The organism is Solirubrobacter ginsenosidimutans (genome assembly GCF_027587205.1).
Genome location: NZ_JAPDOD010000001.1, coordinates 1 through 17,321, shown reverse-complemented (window position 1 = coordinate 17,321; position 17,321 = coordinate 1). Strand labels below are relative to the sequence as shown.

At 68.7% G+C, this 17,321-nt stretch carries 16 protein-coding genes and 1 pseudogene; 8 read left to right on the top strand and 9 right to left on the bottom strand.

Annotated features, from left to right (window positions below):
- The first annotated feature begins 60 nt into the window (after positions 1-60).
- The 3 genes from OM076_RS00085 to OM076_RS00075 all read left to right on the top strand — a co-directional run bounded on the left by OM076_RS00085 (position 61) and on the right by OM076_RS00075 (position 2,639).
- Positions 61-600 carry an RNA polymerase sigma factor gene (locus OM076_RS00085; RefSeq protein WP_270037233.1) on the top strand — a complete coding sequence of 180 codons (540 nt, stop codon included), beginning with the start codon at positions 61-63 and terminating at the stop codon, positions 598-600.
- Complete coding sequence (locus tag OM076_RS00080; protein ID WP_270037232.1) at positions 597-1,709, top strand: hypothetical protein; 1,113 nt, start codon at positions 597-599, stop codon at positions 1,707-1,709. The genes OM076_RS00085 and OM076_RS00080 overlap by 4 nt, the downstream gene beginning before the upstream one ends.
- Positions 1,710-1,832: 123 nt before the next feature.
- Positions 1,833-2,639 carry a hypothetical protein gene (locus tag OM076_RS00075; protein ID WP_270037231.1) on the top strand — a complete coding sequence of 269 codons (807 nt, stop codon included), beginning with the start codon at positions 1,833-1,835 and terminating at the stop codon, positions 2,637-2,639.
- 50 nt (positions 2,640-2,689) lie between these two features.
- On the opposite strand, the gene OM076_RS00070 is transcribed toward OM076_RS00075, so the two are convergent.
- Positions 2,690-3,253, bottom strand: coding sequence for a dihydrofolate reductase family protein (locus tag OM076_RS00070; RefSeq protein ID WP_270037230.1), 564 nt, complete (start codon positions 3,251-3,253; stop codon positions 2,690-2,692).
- Between the two features lie 336 nt (positions 3,254-3,589).
- Between OM076_RS00070 and OM076_RS00065 the strand changes: the two genes are divergently transcribed.
- Entirely contained in the window at positions 3,590-3,805 is a 216-nt protein-coding gene (locus OM076_RS00065) for a dodecin family protein (RefSeq protein WP_270037229.1), read from the top strand.
- A 95-nt stretch (positions 3,806-3,900) separates the two neighbouring features.
- Here OM076_RS00065 and OM076_RS00060 read toward each other — a convergent pair whose 3' ends face one another.
- The 3 genes from OM076_RS00060 to OM076_RS00050 form a co-directional block, all read right to left on the bottom strand.
- Entirely contained in the window at positions 3,901-4,323 is a 423-nt protein-coding gene (locus tag OM076_RS00060) for an alpha/beta fold hydrolase (RefSeq protein WP_270037228.1), read from the bottom strand.
- A 147-nt stretch (positions 4,324-4,470) separates the two neighbouring features.
- Positions 4,471-5,109 carry a hypothetical protein gene (locus OM076_RS00055; RefSeq protein ID WP_270037227.1) on the bottom strand — a complete coding sequence of 213 codons (639 nt, stop codon included), beginning with the start codon at positions 5,107-5,109 and terminating at the stop codon, positions 4,471-4,473.
- 55 nt (positions 5,110-5,164) lie between these two features.
- The gene (locus tag OM076_RS00050) at positions 5,165-5,962 is read right to left on the bottom strand and encodes a PP2C family protein-serine/threonine phosphatase (RefSeq protein ID WP_270037226.1); all 798 of its coding nucleotides are present in this window, start codon (positions 5,960-5,962) and stop codon (positions 5,165-5,167) included.
- Positions 5,963-6,274: 312 nt separating this feature from the next.
- Here OM076_RS00050 and OM076_RS00045 point away from each other — a divergent pair, with 312 nt between their 5' ends.
- Both OM076_RS00045 and OM076_RS00040 read left to right on the top strand, forming a co-directional pair.
- Positions 6,275-7,453 carry a sigma-70 family RNA polymerase sigma factor gene (locus OM076_RS00045; RefSeq protein WP_270037224.1) on the top strand — a complete coding sequence of 393 codons (1,179 nt, stop codon included), beginning with the start codon at positions 6,275-6,277 and terminating at the stop codon, positions 7,451-7,453.
- A 1-nt stretch (position 7,454) separates the two neighbouring features.
- Complete coding sequence (locus OM076_RS00040) at positions 7,455-8,909, top strand: DUF7125 family protein (RefSeq protein WP_270037223.1); 1,455 nt, start codon at positions 7,455-7,457, stop codon at positions 8,907-8,909.
- Between the two features lie 105 nt (positions 8,910-9,014).
- Here the strand turns inward: OM076_RS00040 and OM076_RS00035 are convergent.
- The 5 genes and pseudogenes from OM076_RS00035 to OM076_RS00015 form a co-directional block, all read right to left on the bottom strand.
- Positions 9,015-10,718 (bottom strand): annotated as a pseudogene (locus OM076_RS00035) (EAL domain-containing protein); the annotation flags it as partial.
- Between the two features lie 239 nt (positions 10,719-10,957).
- Positions 10,958-11,815 (bottom strand): NAD-dependent epimerase/dehydratase family protein, encoded by an 858-nt coding sequence (locus OM076_RS00030; protein WP_270037785.1) that lies wholly within the window; start codon positions 11,813-11,815, stop codon positions 10,958-10,960.
- 143 nt (positions 11,816-11,958) lie between these two features.
- Positions 11,959-12,600, bottom strand: a complete 642-nt coding sequence (locus OM076_RS00025; RefSeq protein ID WP_270037222.1) for a hypothetical protein — start codon at positions 12,598-12,600, stop codon at positions 11,959-11,961.
- 242 nt (positions 12,601-12,842) lie between these two features.
- Positions 12,843-13,448, bottom strand: a complete 606-nt coding sequence (locus tag OM076_RS00020) for a helix-turn-helix transcriptional regulator (RefSeq protein WP_270037221.1) — start codon at positions 13,446-13,448, stop codon at positions 12,843-12,845.
- 99 nt (positions 13,449-13,547) lie between these two features.
- Positions 13,548-13,961 (bottom strand): response regulator, encoded by a 414-nt coding sequence (locus OM076_RS00015; protein ID WP_270037220.1) that lies wholly within the window; start codon positions 13,959-13,961, stop codon positions 13,548-13,550.
- 182 nt (positions 13,962-14,143) lie between these two features.
- On the opposite strand from OM076_RS00015, the gene OM076_RS00010 reads away from it, so the two are divergent.
- Positions 14,144-16,498, top strand: a complete 2,355-nt coding sequence (locus OM076_RS00010; protein WP_272597453.1) for an arylsulfatase — start codon at positions 14,144-14,146, stop codon at positions 16,496-16,498.
- 35 nt (positions 16,499-16,533) lie between these two features.
- Complete coding sequence (locus tag OM076_RS00005; protein WP_270037218.1) at positions 16,534-16,992, top strand: DUF6325 family protein; 459 nt, start codon at positions 16,534-16,536, stop codon at positions 16,990-16,992.
- Positions 16,993-17,321 lie beyond the last annotated feature (329 nt).

The window sequence follows — 17,321 nt, the reverse complement described above, 5'->3', positions numbered from 1 at the left end:
GTTCTCGCGTGTTGCGTCTGTCCGGTCACAAGCGGTGCGCGATCCCGTAGATAGATCGTCGTGGACTCAGATGAGCAGCTGCTGGCTCGAGCCCGGCGCGATCCGAGCGCGTTCGGCGAGTTCTACGCGCGGCACGAGCGCGCGATCTTCCGCTACTTCTACCGCCGCGTGCAGCACGTGGAGGTCGCGGCAGATCTGTGCGCGGAGTGCTTTGCCGCGGCATTGCTGGGCTCCGAGCGCTTCCGGGCGGGTGACACGCCGGCGGTCGGGTGGCTGTTCGGGATCGCGCGCAACGTCATGGGTCGCAGCGCCGAGCGTCGGCGCGTCGAGTCACGGGCGCGGGCGCGGTTGCGGATGCGGCCGCTGGTGCTCGAGGACGAGACGTTGGCGGCGTTGGAGCGCATTCATGCCGGCCAAGTGCTGGCGGACGCCATGGGTCATCTCTCGCCGGAGCAGGCGCAGGCGGTTCAGGCGAGGATCGTCGACGAGCGCGACTACGAGGACATCGCGCGTGAGTTGCGGACCTCGGAGGCGGTGGTGCGCAAGCGCGTATCGCGTGGCCTGGACTCGTTGCGACGCCGGGTGGGAGACAACGCATGACGGATATGCCCGAGTTGCAGGCGGTCCTGCTCGACGCGGCGCGGCGCCGGCGGCGGCTGCGCCGGTCGCGCCGGGTGGCCGCTGCGGCAGCGTTGCCGTTGGCTGCGCTCGTAGCGGTGCTCGCGCTGTCACCGTCGGTGCCGGAGCGTGAGCGGGAAGCGCCGGCGCCGAGCGCGAAACCGGCGACGCCGACGCGCGTCGAGGACGCCTACGGCGTTCTGCGCCGGCCCGCGCGCCGTGTCGACCGCTTCGCCGGAGAGCAGCCGGGCGACGTCTCGCGTCGGATCGCGGCCACGCCGACGATCAACGTCTTCCTCGTCCTGCGCGGCAACGATCTCTGCCTGGTCACGGCGACGAAGCAGAACCGGATGGGCGGGATGGGCTGCGGACCGGCGAGCACGTACTTGGACGGTCGCAGGCCGATCGGCTCCTTCTCCGACGAGGAGGGGCCGAGCACGCTCGTCAGCGTCTTCCCCGACGGCGTGGCGGAGGCGACCGTCACGCTCGCGGATGGGTCGACGGTGACCCGCCCGGTCAAGGACAACACCTTCGCGCTCGACGTCCCCGCTCGCCCGACCAAGCTCCAGTGGACGGCGCCCGACGGTCGACCGCAGCAGAACGAGTACCACGCTGCTCCGGGCTTCAAAGCCTCCGACTTCTACTCGGTTCTCAAGCGCCCCGAGCAGCCTGGCGACGCGCTCGACGGGCTGCCGGGTGCCAGGCGGCTGCTGAATCTCGAGGACGCCACGGCCTGGCTGGTCCCCCGCAAGAGCGCGGTGTGCCTCGTCCTCGACGTCGACGGCAGGCGGGCCAGTGGCTGCCGTCACAAGGTGGGCGACGTCCGCTTCCCGCTCGTCGTCGCCCTCGCCGGCACGCCGGAGCGGATCGTCGCCGCGGCGTTCCCCGACGCCGCGGAGCACATCCAGGTGCTGCCGGCCGTCCGCAGCGCCCGCTCATCGAACGCGCTGATCATCGCCCAGGGCCAGACGGCCCAGCGCCTGCGCTGGAAGATCTCCAGCCCCGACCCGCCACGCACCGAAACGCTGCCACCCGGCGACGCAGGCTTCGTCCTACACGCGCGCGCTGAGTCACCGAGCTCCATCCCTTAGCACTCCCATGGCGGACGGCTTGGTGACGAGCGCAGATCTCCGCGGCACGCGCTTGATGCGAAGGCCGCCCAAGGGTGCGCTTCGCGATTATCCGGGACGGCGGCGGGGGGATACTTGCGGATCATGCGCCGCCACCTCCCGCTCGCCGCCGTCGCGCTGCTGTGCGCGCTTCCCGCGCCCGCGCTCGCCAACCCGTCCTTCACGCTTCAGCAGGCCGCCGAGGGCGTGCCGGGGAACCTTCCTTCGAAGGTCACGCACCAGCTGTCGATCGCCGCCGGCGCAACCGCCGAGACTCTCAGCATCCAGACACTCGGCAAGCCGGCGATCTCCGGCGCGACGATCGACGAGCAGACGGCCGTCAGCGCCTCTGTCGTCCGCTGCGCCGGTCGATGGGCCCGCCCGCATCACGCGCTCGGCGAGCCCGCCAGCACAAGCACGACGATCACGGTCGCGGCAGGCGCCACCGCGCTGGTCCAGACGACGCGTTCGTTCACGCAGCCGCCGTGGGCCTCGGACACACTCGACACCACGTGGGCGATCACGCCCGCCCAGGGCATGCCGTTCGATCTCACCTCCACCGCACCCGCCTACCGCGGGGCGCTGGGCGTCGAGCTCGGCTTCGACGTGGTGCGCGTGTCCGCACGAGTGCTCGCCGTCACGGGCACGGCCGGGAGCGATGTGGACTCAGGGCAGGTGCAGCTGTGGGGCTACGCGCCGGGCGCCAAGCGCGCGACGCGGCTGGCCGTCGCACGCGCGCGCGATGGAGCCTGGAGCATCGCGGCCCTGCGTCTGCCGAAGACCGGTGTCTGGGAACTCTACGCGCGCTATCGCACCGCGACCAAGGCGTATGCCGACGACGCTTCGGAGTGCGGCACGCCGGTACGCGTGCGTGAGACGCCAGTCCGAGCGCGAGGCAACGCGCAACCGTGACCGGTGACGAGCATCGAAGCCCGAGGCCGCGCCGATCCGAGGTCGGGTATTCAGCGCCTGGTCTCGTACCTGGTCAGGAGCACGCCGTCGGGAAACGCCCGGGTCTCCACCAGGCTTAGGTTCACCCAGTTGTCCAGGGCCGTGAAGAACCGTGTGCCGCCGCCCACCAGGACCGGATGGGTGACGATCGCGTACTCGTCGATCAGCCCGGCCCGCATGGCCGCCGCGGCGAGGGTGGCACCGCCGATGTCCACGGGGCCGCCGTCGTCGGCCTTGAGCCTGGTGATCTCGGTGACCGCGTCGCCGGTGACCAGGCGGGTGTTCCAGTCGACCGTGCTGGTCGTCGAGGAGAACACCACCTTCGGCATGTTCCGCCAGCGGCCGGCGTACTCGATCTGCGCCGGTGTGGCGCCAGGCTGCTGGTCGGCGGTCGGCCAGTGGGAGCTCATCGCCTCCCACAGTTTGCGCCCGTACAGCGCCAGGCCCGTCGCCCCCACCCGGTCGGACCACCACTGGAACAGTTCGTCGCTCGGCACGCCCCAGCTGAGGTCGTCGCCGGGCGCGGCGATGTAGCCGTCCAGGCTCAGGTTCATGCCAAAGGTCAGTTTCCGCATGGGCGACAGCCTCCCGTAAGTCGGTATTCGGCGTACAGACCGGCACGGCGCGCAAAATTCATCGGTCAGGCCCACGCGACCTAGCGCGACGACCGGCAATACCGCCAGTTCCCAATGCAGTCAACGGGGACCTGCACTACCGACGCGCATTCGCCGCGCCCGGGGCGTTCACCGTCAGGGCCGACCCGGCCGGAGGCGAAGATCCGGCGGCGCGGACACGCCCGGCCAACAGGGTGAAATCGCGCGTGCCCGTAATGTCACGTAGCGTACGGCCGGCATCCGGCGCCCCGGGATGCGAGGGGCGCGTCCTGCAGCATCTAGCCCGGGGAGGGCAAAATGGCTGACAGTGTCTACCGCGTGACCGAGGTCATCGGTGTGAGTAGCGACTCGTGGGAGGCAGCGGCCAAGGCCGCCGTCGACACCGCCGCCAAGACGGTGCGCGATCTACGCGTCGCCGAGGTCGTGCGTCAGGACGTGACGATCGGCGACGGCGGCGTCGTGAACTTCCGGGTCCGTCTGGCGATCAGCTTCAAGTACGACTCGGGCGAGTAGCCCACGCCGAAGCAGCGCCGCCAGGCCGCGGCTGGCGGCGCGCAGCGGCTCTCCGGCCACACGATCGCCCAGGGGTGCGGTGGCGGGCCGCTCGCTCAGATTTGCGCGAGCGCGTGCACGAACGCGGCGGGTGCGTCCAGCATCACGTTGTGTCCGGCGCCGTCGATCGTCTTCACCCGCACACCGGCACCGCGCAACGCGTCGGAGTGCGGATCGACGGCGTCGCCCGTGATCAGCGTGCGGGGAACCGACAAGCCCGCGAACGTCGCTCGCAGCTCGGCTCGCGTGAGCGCGACCGCGCTGCGATGGAGGATCCGCGGGTCGGATAGCCGCATGGTCGCGGCCCACACCGAGCCGGCCGCCGCGAGTGTCTGGGCGAAGCCGTAGTCGGCAAACTCGGCCTCGGAGTAGGCCGCGATCCCGCGGCTGCCGATCACCGCGCGGTCAGGCTCCGCGGGGTCGAGATTCGGCTCGACCACCACCAGCGCCGCCACCAGGTCCGGCCGATCCCAGCCCATGCAGGTACACCCGGACAGGCTCCGCGCCGTCAAGCTCGACCCATCGCAGCGCATCGCCGGCGTTCGTGATCGGAAGGCTGAGCATGCTCCGTCACCCGATCAGGCCATGCCGGCGCTCGTCGCCGTGCTCAGCGAGGCGGGCGTTGATCACTCGTTCGCGGACTCCGGGTCACGATCGGAGGCGGCCGCTTCGCGGTCCCTCGCGGCGGAGTCGCGGTCACGGGCGGCGGCAGCGCGGTCCTGCGCAGAGTCCTTGCGGAGGGTTGCTCCAGCATCGCGCAGCGCCGCCGGCACGTCGGTGGCGTCGTCGGGGCCGCCGGGCACCGTTGACTCGCGATCCTGCGCGTCTGCCAAGCGATCGCGGATATCGGCCTCCTCGTCGCGGGAGCGGGCAGCCCGGTCGCGGGCCGCAGCGGTGAGATCGCGCCCCCGGGCCACGTTGTCGCGTCGTCTTGCCGTATCGAGTCGCTGGGCGCTGACACTCGCCCGGCTGGCCGCCGTGGCATCACGCTCATCTGTGGCCGCCACGCGCTCGTCTCGTGACGCTTCGTGCGCCTGATCGGTCTCGACACTCGGGGGAGTCTGCGCCTCCTCCCAATCGGCCGCGGCCTGGTCGCGATCCGAAGCATGCTGATCGCGTGCGGACAGTGCCTGATCGGCCTGCGACCCCCATTGATCCACGTCCGACGCCGTCTGATCGGTGTTGGCATGCGTCTGGTCCAGATCTGCCGCCGTCTGATCGGCGTCGTCTCGGGTCTGCAGCTCCGCGTCGCGCAGCAGCCTCATTCGCGCCGCTTCGCGATCGCTTCGGTCATCTCGCTCTGACATCACGCCTCCTCCATCAGTCGATCCGCGCGGCGAGCATGCAGAGATCGTCCGTCAGATGGCCGGAGGCGAACTCGGCCACGCGGGCGCGCAGCGTCGTGATCGCCTCAGACGGCGACGGCTGGAGCAGGCCAGCGAGCGCGACGCTCACGCCGTCCAGCCCGAATTGCTCCCCTGCGTGGCGAGCTTCGGTCAGCCCGTCGGTGTACAGGAGAACGCCCATGCCGGGACGAGTCTGCAGGGAGCCCTCCACGCACCCAACATCCTCACGAGTGCCAAGCAGGGTTCCTTGGCTGGGCGCCGTGAGTTCGCCGCCGCCGTCGAGCCGCAGCGCTGGGGGATGCCCGGCGTAGGCCCAGCGCAACCGTTGCTCGCCCGGCAGGTACGTAACGCACGCGGCGGTGACGAAATCCGTACTGGTGCCGGCACGCTCGATCAGCGCGGTGTTGGCCCAATTCAACAGCCGGCAGGGATCGTCGGAGAAGGGCGCGGTCACGACGAAGGTCGTCCGCACGAACGCGGCTCGGCGCGCGGCCGTCAACCCGTGACCGACGACATCGCCGACGACCAGCACCGTGGATTCCCGCGGCCCTTCGGCCACGAGGTAGAAGTCGCCGCTCACGCGTTCCGTCGCCGCGGGTTCAAACACCGCGGCCAACTCCAATCCGGGGCGCTTCGGCAGCTCAGGCGGGGTCAGCGCGTCGCGGATCGCGCGCAGGTCGTCCAACTCGTGCTCGGCCACATCAAGCCGCTCACGCAACACCGCCAGATCTCCCTCGCGCGTCGCAGCCTCTTCGCGCAGGCGGGTCAGCATCGCCTCCTGATCGTGCTCTCGGTCGGTCTCATCGCGCTCAGGGCTCATAACGCGGGCACACCCGTACCAAGCATCTCACGCGTCCAAGTGAGGTTGCCAACGTTTTCTTCCACGAGGTCTCCCGCGCGCGCCTAGACTGGTGGCGAGGGCATCGCACGGCGCGGTCGGGATTCCGGTAACGCCGTCTGACTTCTGATCCAGCCTGCCAGCGGTTGTCGGAGGTTGTCGCGTGTCGCTCTCTAGCTCGAACCGTGCGTCGCCGGCGACGCCACTCGACGGCTCTCCCTCCCGTCCGTGGGGGTGATGTCCTCTATGGCCAAGGCCCGACGAACTCCGGAGGACGACCGTCGCTATCGGGTCTTCCACGACAACGAGCGACGACTGTTCGCGCGGTTCGCCGTCGACCACAGCCCCGCGACCCGAGACGCCATCACGGCGCAATTCATGCCGCTGGCGCGAAAACTCGCGTGGCGCTACCGCGACTCCGACGACATTGAGGATCTCGAGCAGATCGCCGCGATCGGGCTGCTCAAGGCAATCGAGCGCTTCGACCCCAAACGCGGGCTGGCGTTCTCCACGCTCGCGTTCCCCACGATCCTGGGCGAACTCAGGCGCCATCTGCGCGACCGCGGGTGGTCGGTCCGCCCGCCCCGCGACATCCAAACGCTCGCCGCGCGCGTGGACCGCAACACGAGCGCGCTCCGCGCAGAACTCGGCCGCTCCCCCACCGTCCCGGAGATCGCCGCCCGCGTCGAAACGAGCGTGGAGCGAATCACCGAAGTGCTCCAAGCCGCCACCGCGCGCCGCGCCCTCTCGCTCGATCAGCCCCGCAACGACGGAGACAGCCGCACCCCCGGAATCGCAATCGACGAGACCGGGTTCCTCGCGACCGAGAACGCGATGCTGCTCGAGAGCCTGATGCGTCACCTCCCTCGGCGCGAACGTCGCGTCCTGCACCTCCGCTTCCACGAAGACCTCACTCAGACGCAGATCGGCGAAATCGTCGGCATTACCCAGATGCAGGTGTCGCGCACGATCCGCGCCGCGCTCGAACGACTGCAGCGCATCGCGAGCGACCGGCAGGCAATGACGTCAGAGATTGCCACTCCTCCAGCCGACCCGACACGCGCATCATCGGCGAAGACGATCGTCGTCGTCGACGACGAGCGCAGCGTTCGCGCGCTGATTCGGTTCCTCCTCGAAGACGCCGGTCATCAGGTCATCGAGGCAGCCAACGGCGAAGCGGGCCTCGCCGCGGTGGCGAACTGCAATGCCGCGCTGATCGTGACGGACGTGATGATGCCCCTGATGAACGGGCACGAGATGATCGCCCGCCTGCGCGCCGACACGCGCACCGCGGCGATACCGATCGTCGTCCTCAGCGCGGAGGCGAACATCGCCACGTTCCACGCCGACGCGGCGATCGCCAAGCCATTCAAGAACGGTGATCTGACTGAGACCGTCAACACACTCCTCGAGAGAGCCGGTTGAAATGCGCATCGTCAGGACCGGCATCGAAGAACTGGATCTCGTGCTCGGAGGTGGCCTCCCTGCCGGAAGCCTCGTGGTCCTGGCCGGCAGCCCGGGCACCGGCAAGACGATCCTGGCGCAGCAGATGTGTTTTGGGATCGCCACGCGTGAGCGCCGTGCGATCTACTACACGACCCTTTCGGAGCCCCACGACAAGCTCATCGAGCACGTCGGCCAGTTCACCTTCTTCGACGCCGGCGAACTGGGCACGCAGGTCGAGTTCATCGACCTCGCCGACCTGCTGAGCGGCGGCGAGGAGCCCGCGGGCGCCACAGGCGAAATCGCGGCCGAGGTCGTGCGCGAATGCTTCGAGACCCATCCCGCCATCGTCGTGATCGACAGCGCGAAGGCGCTTCGCGACTATGGCGACCCGAAGAGCATGCGTAAGACGTTGTATGACTTCGCGAGCCTCGTCGCCGGTACCGGGGTCGTGCTCGTACTCGTCGGCGAGTACACGGAGCTCGAGATGGAGGAGCTGCCGGAGTTCGCGGTCGCCGACGTGATCATCCGGATGGCCTACGAATCACGCGAGCCGGTCGATCGCCGCTGGCTGCGAACCGTCAAGCTGCGCGGAGCACGCCACCTCGAGGGCAAGCACGCGATGCGCGTCTCAAACGCGGGGATCAAGGTCTACCCACGGCTGGAGACGTTGCCGGCCCTTCCCTCCCCCGCCGTGGAGAGCGCGCGCATCGAAAGCGGATTGCCCGAGCTCGACGCGTTGATGGGCGGCGGGCTGTACGCCGCCGACACCACCGCGCTGCTCGGCCCGACCGGTTGCGGCAAGACGACGATCGCGCTGCGCTTCGTCGCCCACGGCGCGCTGGAAGACGAGAGCTGCCTCTACATCTCCTTCCAGGAGACCCCCGAACAGCTCCTGGCCAAAGCCCTGGGGTTCGGGTGGGACGTGACCGACGCGCACGACTCCGGACGACTCCGGATCCGACACGTCCTCCCCGAGGACGTCAACCTCGACGCGCTCGCCGCGGTAGTGCGCGCGGAACTGGACGATGCCCCCGTCCAACGCGTGGTCATCGACAGCCTGACCGAGCTCGTCCTCGCCGCCGGCGAGACCCAGCGGCTGCCGGCCTATTGTCGAGTCCTCACCGCGCTCGTCAGCGCCGCGGGCGCTTCGCTGATGATCACCAGTGAGACACTCGCCCTCGGCCCCACCTTGGAGCCGCTCGGCGGCCTGTCGTTCCTGTTTCAGAACGTGATCATGCTGCGCTACGTCGAGATCGGCTCAGAGCTGCGCCGGGCCATGAGCATCCTCAAGATGCGCGACAGCGCGCATGCCAAGGGCTTGATCCAGTTCGACATCGACGGCGACGGGCCACGGATCATGACCCAGCTCGAGGGCGTCACGGGGGCGCTGGGCTGGAGCGCGCTGCACGCCGACGTTCCGGCGAGAACCGTCTGATGTCGCCGCGAGGACGTCCTCGGCGGGGGCGGGACGTCCGAGACCGTATCCCTGTCCGCCCTGGATGATCTGGTCGAGTTGGACGTCGCGGTCGTCGATGCTTGCCAGGAAGTCGAGGGTCTGCTGGTCTTCGATGCCCTCCGCGATGACGTAGGAGCCGGTCTGACGGGCGTAGGTCGCCATCGCCATCAGCACCGCACGGGCGCTGCGGTCCGCAGGCGCCGCGACCACGATGCTGCGATCGATCTTCACGAAGTCGGCGTTGACCTTCTGCAGCATCTCCAGCCCCGAGTTGCCGGTTCCCACGTCGTCGAGGGCGATGCGAAAGCCCTCGACGCGCAGTCGTCGCAGGCTGCTGACGACCGATTCCGTGCGGGCACCGAAGCGCTCGGTGACCTCGAGGACGACCCGGTCGGGCGAGATGCCGGCGCGCGCGGCGGCGTCGAGCAACCAGCCGTCGCTGGTGGCGTCGAGGTCGAGCGTCTGCGGGGAGATGTTGAGAAACAGCAGCGTCCCGTCGGGCAGTTCCGGGGCGTCTTGCAGCGCTCGCTCGGCGCAGAGGACATCGAGGTCGTGCACGCGGCCGATCTGCTCGGCAAGGTCGAAGGCTTCCGCCGGGTTGCCAAGGCCGCTGTCCGGATCCGGCCGCATCAGCGCCTCGATCCCAAGTAGACGCGTGGATTCGAGATCCCAGATGGGCTGGAAGACCATGCTCATGCGCGCTTCGTCGATCAGGCTCCGGACCAGATCGGTGCGAGCGGAGGTGGTGATGACCGTCTGCTGGCGGATCTCGTCGAAGTGCGTGATGCGTTGGCCGCCGCGGCGTTTGGCGTCGTAGAGCGCGGCGTCGGCTTCGGCGTGGAGATCCTCGGCCAGCTGACCCTGGCGCAGGTCGCTGATGCCCATGCTGGCGACGACCTCCGAGCCGCTGAGCGCTCCGGCGAGGCGCGTCGCGACCGCGCGGGCGCCCTCACCGTCGGTGCCGGGCAGCAGGAGCGCGAACTCGTCGCCGCCGACGCGATAGGCGCGATCCTCCACACGACCGGAGCGAAGCGCGTCGGCCATCCGGCGCAGAATGGCGTCGCCTTGGAGGTGCCCATGGCGGTCGTTGAGGAACTTGAAGTCGTCGATGTCGAGCACGATCAGCGCCAGCGGTTGCTGATGCCGCACCGCCGAGCTCACGGCCCGCGGGAACTCGTCCTGGAAGGCCCCATGGTTGGGGAGATCGGTCAGCCCGTCGCGCGTCGCACGCTGGAGCGCGATGCGATGGCTGCGCAGCAGCGTCCGCCCGCCCACGAGGTAGAAGACGGCCGCGCCCGCGATCAGCGCGAGCAGTCCGATCCAGATCACGGTCTTCCGGATCTCGCGGAAGTCCGCATCGAGGACACGATGGTCATAGCTGACCAAGAGGACGTAGTGCCCGTCGGGGAGGTGGGCCGGCGCGATGAATTCGAAATCCCGCCGATCGGGCGTCGGGCCGTCCTTGACCCCCGCGTAGCTGACACCGCTCCGCAGCGCGCGCGTGATCCGCGCGTTTGACTCACGTCTGCCGTTCGCGGTGGTGTCATCGCCCGCCGCGATCACGACCGAGCGTGCGTCGATCAGTCGCGTCTGGACCGTGCCCGGGCGCTCGCCGACGCCCGCGAGGAGATCGTCGATCGCCGGCAGGGCGTGCAACGTCGTCGAGTCGCGTCGGCCGATGCGTTCGATGTTGCGCACGTCCGTCCGGTGTTCGCTCGCGTAGCTCGCGATCTGGTTGCTTCGCAGTTGATGGGCCAGCAACACGAATCCGACCGACCCGACGGCCATGAGCGTCAGCGCCAGCGCCACGAGCAGCCGCGTGCCGAACCCCACGACGATCCCGAACACCGACCGACGACGCACCGGCGCCCACGGGGAGGACGAGGATCCAATGAGTTGAGACGCCTTGACCATTGAACGTCCTGTCGGCATCCGCTTCGGTGCACTTGATGCGGACGGCTGAACCGAAGCCCTCGACGACGCGATCGAGAACGTGGCGGGGCCGCGGTGGCCACGCTGTCTGAGTGTCAGCTCGCTGTCGGAGGGGTCGGCACATGGTCGCGCCACCGGTGGCGCGGGGTGAATCCGAGGAGCCGGCGCGCCTTCGCGATCGAGCAGAGTGCGGCGGTGCCTTCGATCTCGGAGCGGACCTCGACGCCGGGGAAGAATACGTCCATGAGCTGGAGCGACGGCGTGCTCATCGCGGTGTCGTCAGCGGCGATCAGGAAGGCTTCAAAGCCGGGTCGGTCGTAAGCGAGAGCTTGAACGACAGCTTGGGCGCCGTCGCGGGCGTCGATGTAGGACCACAGGTTCCATTTGCGGCTCGCAGGGTCGTTCTCGAAGGCCGCGAAGTCGGCGTAGTCGTCAGGAGACATGACGTTCGAGAACCGCAGCCCGATCAGCTTCTGGCCGGGGTCCCAGCGGCAGAACTGGACCGCCATCTCCTCCTCGAGGTCCTTGACGAGTGAGTAGGCGACCTCGGGCAACTTGGGCACGTCCTCGTCCAGCGGGACGTACACCGGCGGGCGATTGAACGGGTAGCCGAGCAGCGTCTCGCTGGAGGCCCAGACGACGTTGTGGATCTTGAGCGGCTTCACCGCCTGAAAGACGTGGTAGGTCGCGGTGATGTTGTTGACGAAGGTCGCGGCATTGCCGGCGTGCGTCGCGCCCGGGATCGCCGCAAGGTGCACCACCGCATCGACGCCGTCGTGGAGCTCGTCGATGCCGGCGAACGCTTCCACCACCTGGCCGTAGTCGGTCAGATCCAGTCGAGTGAAGCGACACTTCGGCTCACGCGGAGGGGAAAGGTCGAAGTTGAAAACCGTCCAACCGTCCTCCAGAAGCGCGTCGATACAAGCCGAACCCAGCTTTCCGCTCCCCCCCAGTCACCGCGACCTTCTTGCTCATATGCCAACGCTACCTCGGTGCCGACCAGCGGCGCCTTCGCGTGCCATCTGGATGGAACCGGGCATCGTTGCGGCAACGGCCGTCGTCCGGCGGCGTGAACCGCACTCGATCACCACCGCCCCTAGCGCTGGCCCTGCATCTTGAGCGTGCCCGACCAGGCGATCTTCTCGCTGCAGGCTGCGACGAGTGCCGGCTCGCCACAGTCGGCGGTCGTTTCGGGGAACTGCAGCGGGATCGGTTTGAGCAGCGAGGCGCGGCTGACGTCTGCGTGGATCCTCAGGGCGCGCTCGAAGAGGTCAGTATCGGTGGGCCACCACGCCGCGCCTGGTTCGGTGCAGTCAGGTGATCCGGGGGCGAGTTCCTCGAGGACTGTGGTGGTCACCCGGAGCTTCGCCCCTCGGCGGGCCAGCGAGACCGTCGCTTTGGCGTTGGTGTCCGAGGTCGCGGTGCATGTATACGACTTCAGTCCTGAGCCGCTCGAGTACGTGCCGTCGGCCGCAGACTCGACGTGCACGCGTATCGGCACTTTGACCGAGCCACCTCCGGCCGGGATGCTTGCCACACGCCCTGCGCGCTTGGCGAAGGTGAAGTGTTGTTTGAAATGCACGCCGATGTCGGCGTCGTAGACCTGGTCCATGACCCAGTCACCCGAGCCATTGAGGCCGGCCACCGACACGCGCGCCGGCGCGTGAGCCGATGCCGCCGGCGCGACTGCTGCGCACGCCCCCACGGCGAGCGCGGTGGCCGCGATCTGGAGCTTCATGCTTCCTCCAATCGTGGCGTTCGCACCCACTGGCGATCGGCGCGAACGCCTCTGAGGCAGACCCTCCCGCGCCGCGAGGACGAAGTCAAGCCCTACGCCGCGACGGCATATAGCGCCTCGGCGACGAGCAGCCCCAAAACGTCAGGGCCACTTCGGGCTGCCGCCAGCGCCAGCGGACCGCGCTAGGCGACGATCTCGTCGAACGCGTTGGCTTGGCCGCCTGATCGACGAGCGCATCCTGCTCAAGCGGGTTCGGGCCCCAGCAGATCGGCGCCGAGTGCCTTGGCGACGAGGTGGGCGCGCGAGCGAGCGCCGAGCTTGGTCATGGCGTTACGCACGTGGGTGCGCACCGTGTCATGGGTGATCCGCAGCTCATCGGCGATCTCTGGGCCGGAAGCGCCCCGCGCGACGAGGCGGACCACTTCACGCTCGCGAGCTGAGAGCACCCGCGGCGGACCGTCCTGGTCGGCCTCACGGCGGAAACGGCCACCCCAGCGTGAGGTGCTGAGCGTCACGAAGAGCACGACGTGACGGCCGGCGACGACCTCCGCGGTCGCACCCCACTGAATCGCGACACCGGTGCCGTCGGCGGTGTGCAGCATGGCTTCGCCGGTGAAACGCCGCACGGCGAGATGATGGCGCCACTCGCGCTCAGTGGCGAGCGGACCATCGATTACGAGTTCCCAGACTGGGCGCCCGACAAGCGCTTCGCTGCCGCGGCCGACGAGCCCGAGAAAGGCTCCGTTGGCTTCGATCACGTGGCGCTGCTCATCGACGAGCAACATCGCGTTACGCGATTGGCGGAACGCGCTCGAGAACAGTGTGGGCCAGCCGTCGGCGTGTGCCACGGCGCCGACCTTCTACCTGACTCGCCGCCCGTGCATCGCCTCAAGTGGGTGATGCGGTCCCTCGCACCGCCGCGAGCGGTGACGCGAGTTCTGGAGCTCTCAGCGACGCGGAAGCCGGAGCTCGTCCCGCTCCCGCGCCGCCAAGACCCCTGCCGCCTGTCGCCAGAACGTGTTCAAGTCCGCGTCGACCAGGCGCGCCTTGAGCACGAATCCGCGTGCACCGCACTCCCGCGCGTATTCGTGGCCTCCGTCGCAGGCGTCCGCCGATACCAGGAGCACGGCGAGGTCCGGGCGCTCACCGGTCAGCGCACGTGCGACGTCGAACCCGCTCTCCTCCCCCAGGCAGACGTCGAGCAACACCGCATCCGGTGCTGTGCTCGCGAGTGCCTTCCGCGCGGTGGCCAACCCGCAAGCCTCCGCGACGACGGAGTACCCCCGCGCCTCGAGAAGATCGCGAGCAGCCTGCCGGAAGACCGGCTGGTCGTCGACGATCAGAACGCGGGTGGGCGACATGCAGATGCATCCTGGACGCCGCGACGGCGATCTTCGATACCGCGGTTGCGTGATCTTTCCGACGTGCGGGGCGAGCAAGATCGTCCAGATTGGGTGACGACCGCGGGCGATCCGTCGTGGAAGCTGGCGCAACGCCCAAACCGGTCGAGAGGAATTTCGTGAGCCAGGGTGAGTCCGATGGACTGGATCGTGCCGTTCTGCCGATTCCGGACAGACCGTTCGAAGGAACACTCCCGTACGACGCCAGGGACCCAGACGCGTCGTTTCCGGCGATCAAGCCGCTTCGCCCACCGGCGGGCGCGCCCAACGTGCTCGTCGTCTTGCTCGACGATGTCGGCTTCGCCGCCGCGAGCGCGTTCGGCGGGCCGTGCGCGACGCCGACGGCTGAGCGGCTGGCAGGCAACGGCCTTAGGTACAACCGCTTCCACACGACGGCGCTGTGCGCGCCGACGCGGGCGGCCTTGCTGTCGGGGCGCAACCACCATTCGGTGGGAATGGGGGTCATCACGGAATTGGCCACCTCGGCGCCTGGGTACAACTCGGTTCGCCCCAATACCTGTGCCCCGTTGGCGCAGACGCTGCTGCTGAACGGCTATTCGACGGCCCAGTTCGGCAAGTGCCACGAGGTGCCGGTCTGGCAGACGAGCCCGATGGGCCCGTTCGACGCGTGGCCGACCGGCGGCGGAGGCTTCGAGTACTTCTACGGATTCATCGGCGGAGAGACGAACCAGTACTACCCGGCCGTCTATGAGGGCACGACGCCGGTCGAGCCCGAGACGACGCCGGAGCAGGGCTACCACTTCACCGCGGACATGACCGACAAGGCGATCAAGTGGACGCGCCAGCAGAAGTCGCTGATGCCCGACAAGCCATTTTTCATGTACTTCGCGCCGGGCGCGACGCACGCTCCGCATCACGTTCCGACGGAGTGGTCGGACAAGTACAAGGGGCGCTTTGACCAGGGCTGGGACGCGCTGCGCGAAGAGATCCTGACCCGGCAGAAGGAGCTCGGAGTCGTGCCCGCCGAGACCAAGCTGACGGCCCGGCATGACGAGATTCCGGCTTGGGATGACATGCCCGATGAACTGAAGCCGATTCTCGCCCGCCAGATGGAGGTCTACGCCGGCTTCCTGGAGCACACCGACTATCACGTCGGACGGCTCGTCGACGCGCTCGACGACCTCGGCGTGCTCGAGGACACGCTCGTCTACTACATCATCGGCGACAACGGGGCCAGCGCTGAGGGCGGGATCAACGGCAGCTTCAACGAGACATTCATCTTCAACGGCGCCGCGGCCCTCGAGACGCCCGAGTTCATGGCGGCGCACATCGACGACTTCGGCACACCGAAGGCGTACAACCACTTCGCGGTTGGCTGGGCGCACGCGATGGATACGCCGTATCAATGGACGAAGCAGGTCGCCTCACACTGGGGCGGAACGCGCAACGGCACGATCGTCCATTGGCCGCGCGGGATCGCCGCGCGCGGCGAGGTCCGCTCGCAGTTCCACCATGTGATCGACGTCGCCCCCACCGTGCTCGAAGCGGCCGGGCTCCCCCAACCGACGACTGTCAATGGGGTCACCCAGCAGCCGATCGAGGGCGTGAGCATGGCCTACTCGTTCGACGGGGCGACCGAGAATGACCGCCACGACACGCAGTACTTCGAGATGTTCTGCAACCGCGGCATCTACCACCAGGGCTGGACCGCGGTCACCAACCACAGCGTGCCATGGGTGGTGGCGGGAGCTTTGCCGCCGTTCTCGGACGACGTCTGGGAGCTCTACGACACGACTACGGACTGGAGCCAGGCGCACGACCTCGCCGCCGAGATGCCGGAGAAGCTGGCCGAACTGCAACAGCTCTGGCTCGACGAGGCGCGCAAGTACAACGTGCTCCCGCTCGACGACCGTCGCGTCGAGCGCTTCGACGCCGACCTCGTCGGCCGCCCGGAGCTCGTGAAGGGAAAGTCGCAGCTGCTCTTCGGTGGTATGGGACGCCTCAGCGAGAACAGCGTCCTCAACACCAAGAACAAGTCCCACGCGGTCACGGCGGAGGTCGTCGTGCCCGAGGCGGGCGCCGAGGGCGTGATCCTGGCCCAAGGCGGCGCCTTCGCCGGCTGGAGCCTCTACGTCAAAGATGGCCGCCCGACCTATTGCTACAACCTGCTCGGCCTGCAGCGCTTCAAGATCAGCGCGGACGCCGCGATTGCGCCGGGAACGCACCAGGTGCGCATGGAGTTCGCCTACGACGGCGGCGGCCTCGCCAAGGGCGGCACCGTCTCGCTCTACCTCGATGGTTCCAAGACCGGTGAAGGTCGCGTCGAGGCCACCGTGCCGCTGATCTTCTCCGCGGATGAGACCGCTGACGTCGGACAGGACTCCGCGTCCCCGGTCAGCGACGACTACGAGGGCGAGAGCAGCGTCTTCACCGGCACGGTCAACTGGGTGCAGATCGATCTCGGCGAGGACGCAGAAGACGCCGACCACCTGATCATGCCCGAGGAGCGCCTGCGCGTCGCGATGGCGCGCCAGTAGCGAACGGCCCAACCGGCCATGAAAGGAAACGAGCGATGACAGACACATCCCTGGATGACCTCGGCCCCGTCGACTACCTGATCGTCGAGTTCCCGGCGGGCGCGAGCAACTTCACCGGCGAGATGGCGGCAGAGCTGCTCGCGCTGGTGGACTCCGGAACGATCCGCGTGATCGACATCGTGATCCTCACCAAGGACGAGGACGGTGCCGTCGAGGCGATGGAGCTCGCCGACGTCGGCGAGCTCGGAGAGCTGCAAGCACTGGAGGCCGAGCTGGCCGAGCTGTTGGCCGAGGAGGACATCGAGCACCTCGCCGCGGCCATGGAGCCCAACAGCACCGCCGGAGTGCTGATCTGGGAGAACTTGTGGGCCGCGCGCTTCGCGTCGGCGGCGCGGCGCTCGGGCGGCCAACTGATCGCCACCGGACGGATTCCGATCCAAGCGATCATCGCCTCCCTCGAGGCCGATGACGCACTGACGAGCGTAGGAGACTGAAAATGCCCCTGAGACCAGCACGTGTGGGACGAGTGGGAGTCGTCGGCGCGCCGGTGGCGAGGACCGCAGTGGTGGCCAAGGCCGTCACACCCGGCCCTGCGCCAGTCGCGAAAACCGCGGTCGTGGCCGCGGCCGTCACCCCCGGACGACCGGGTCGCCGGCGCCGAATCTAGCCCTCGACTGCGGTAGGCGAGACGGTCGCGTTCTACGGAAAGCTCGGCGCCGCGTCGCGCAGCGAGGCGATCGAGCGTGCCGTCGAGGCCGGGCTCCTGGAGAGCTCCATCTACCCCCCGCGTGCGGAAATCACCCTGGAGGTATGACGCGCCCGC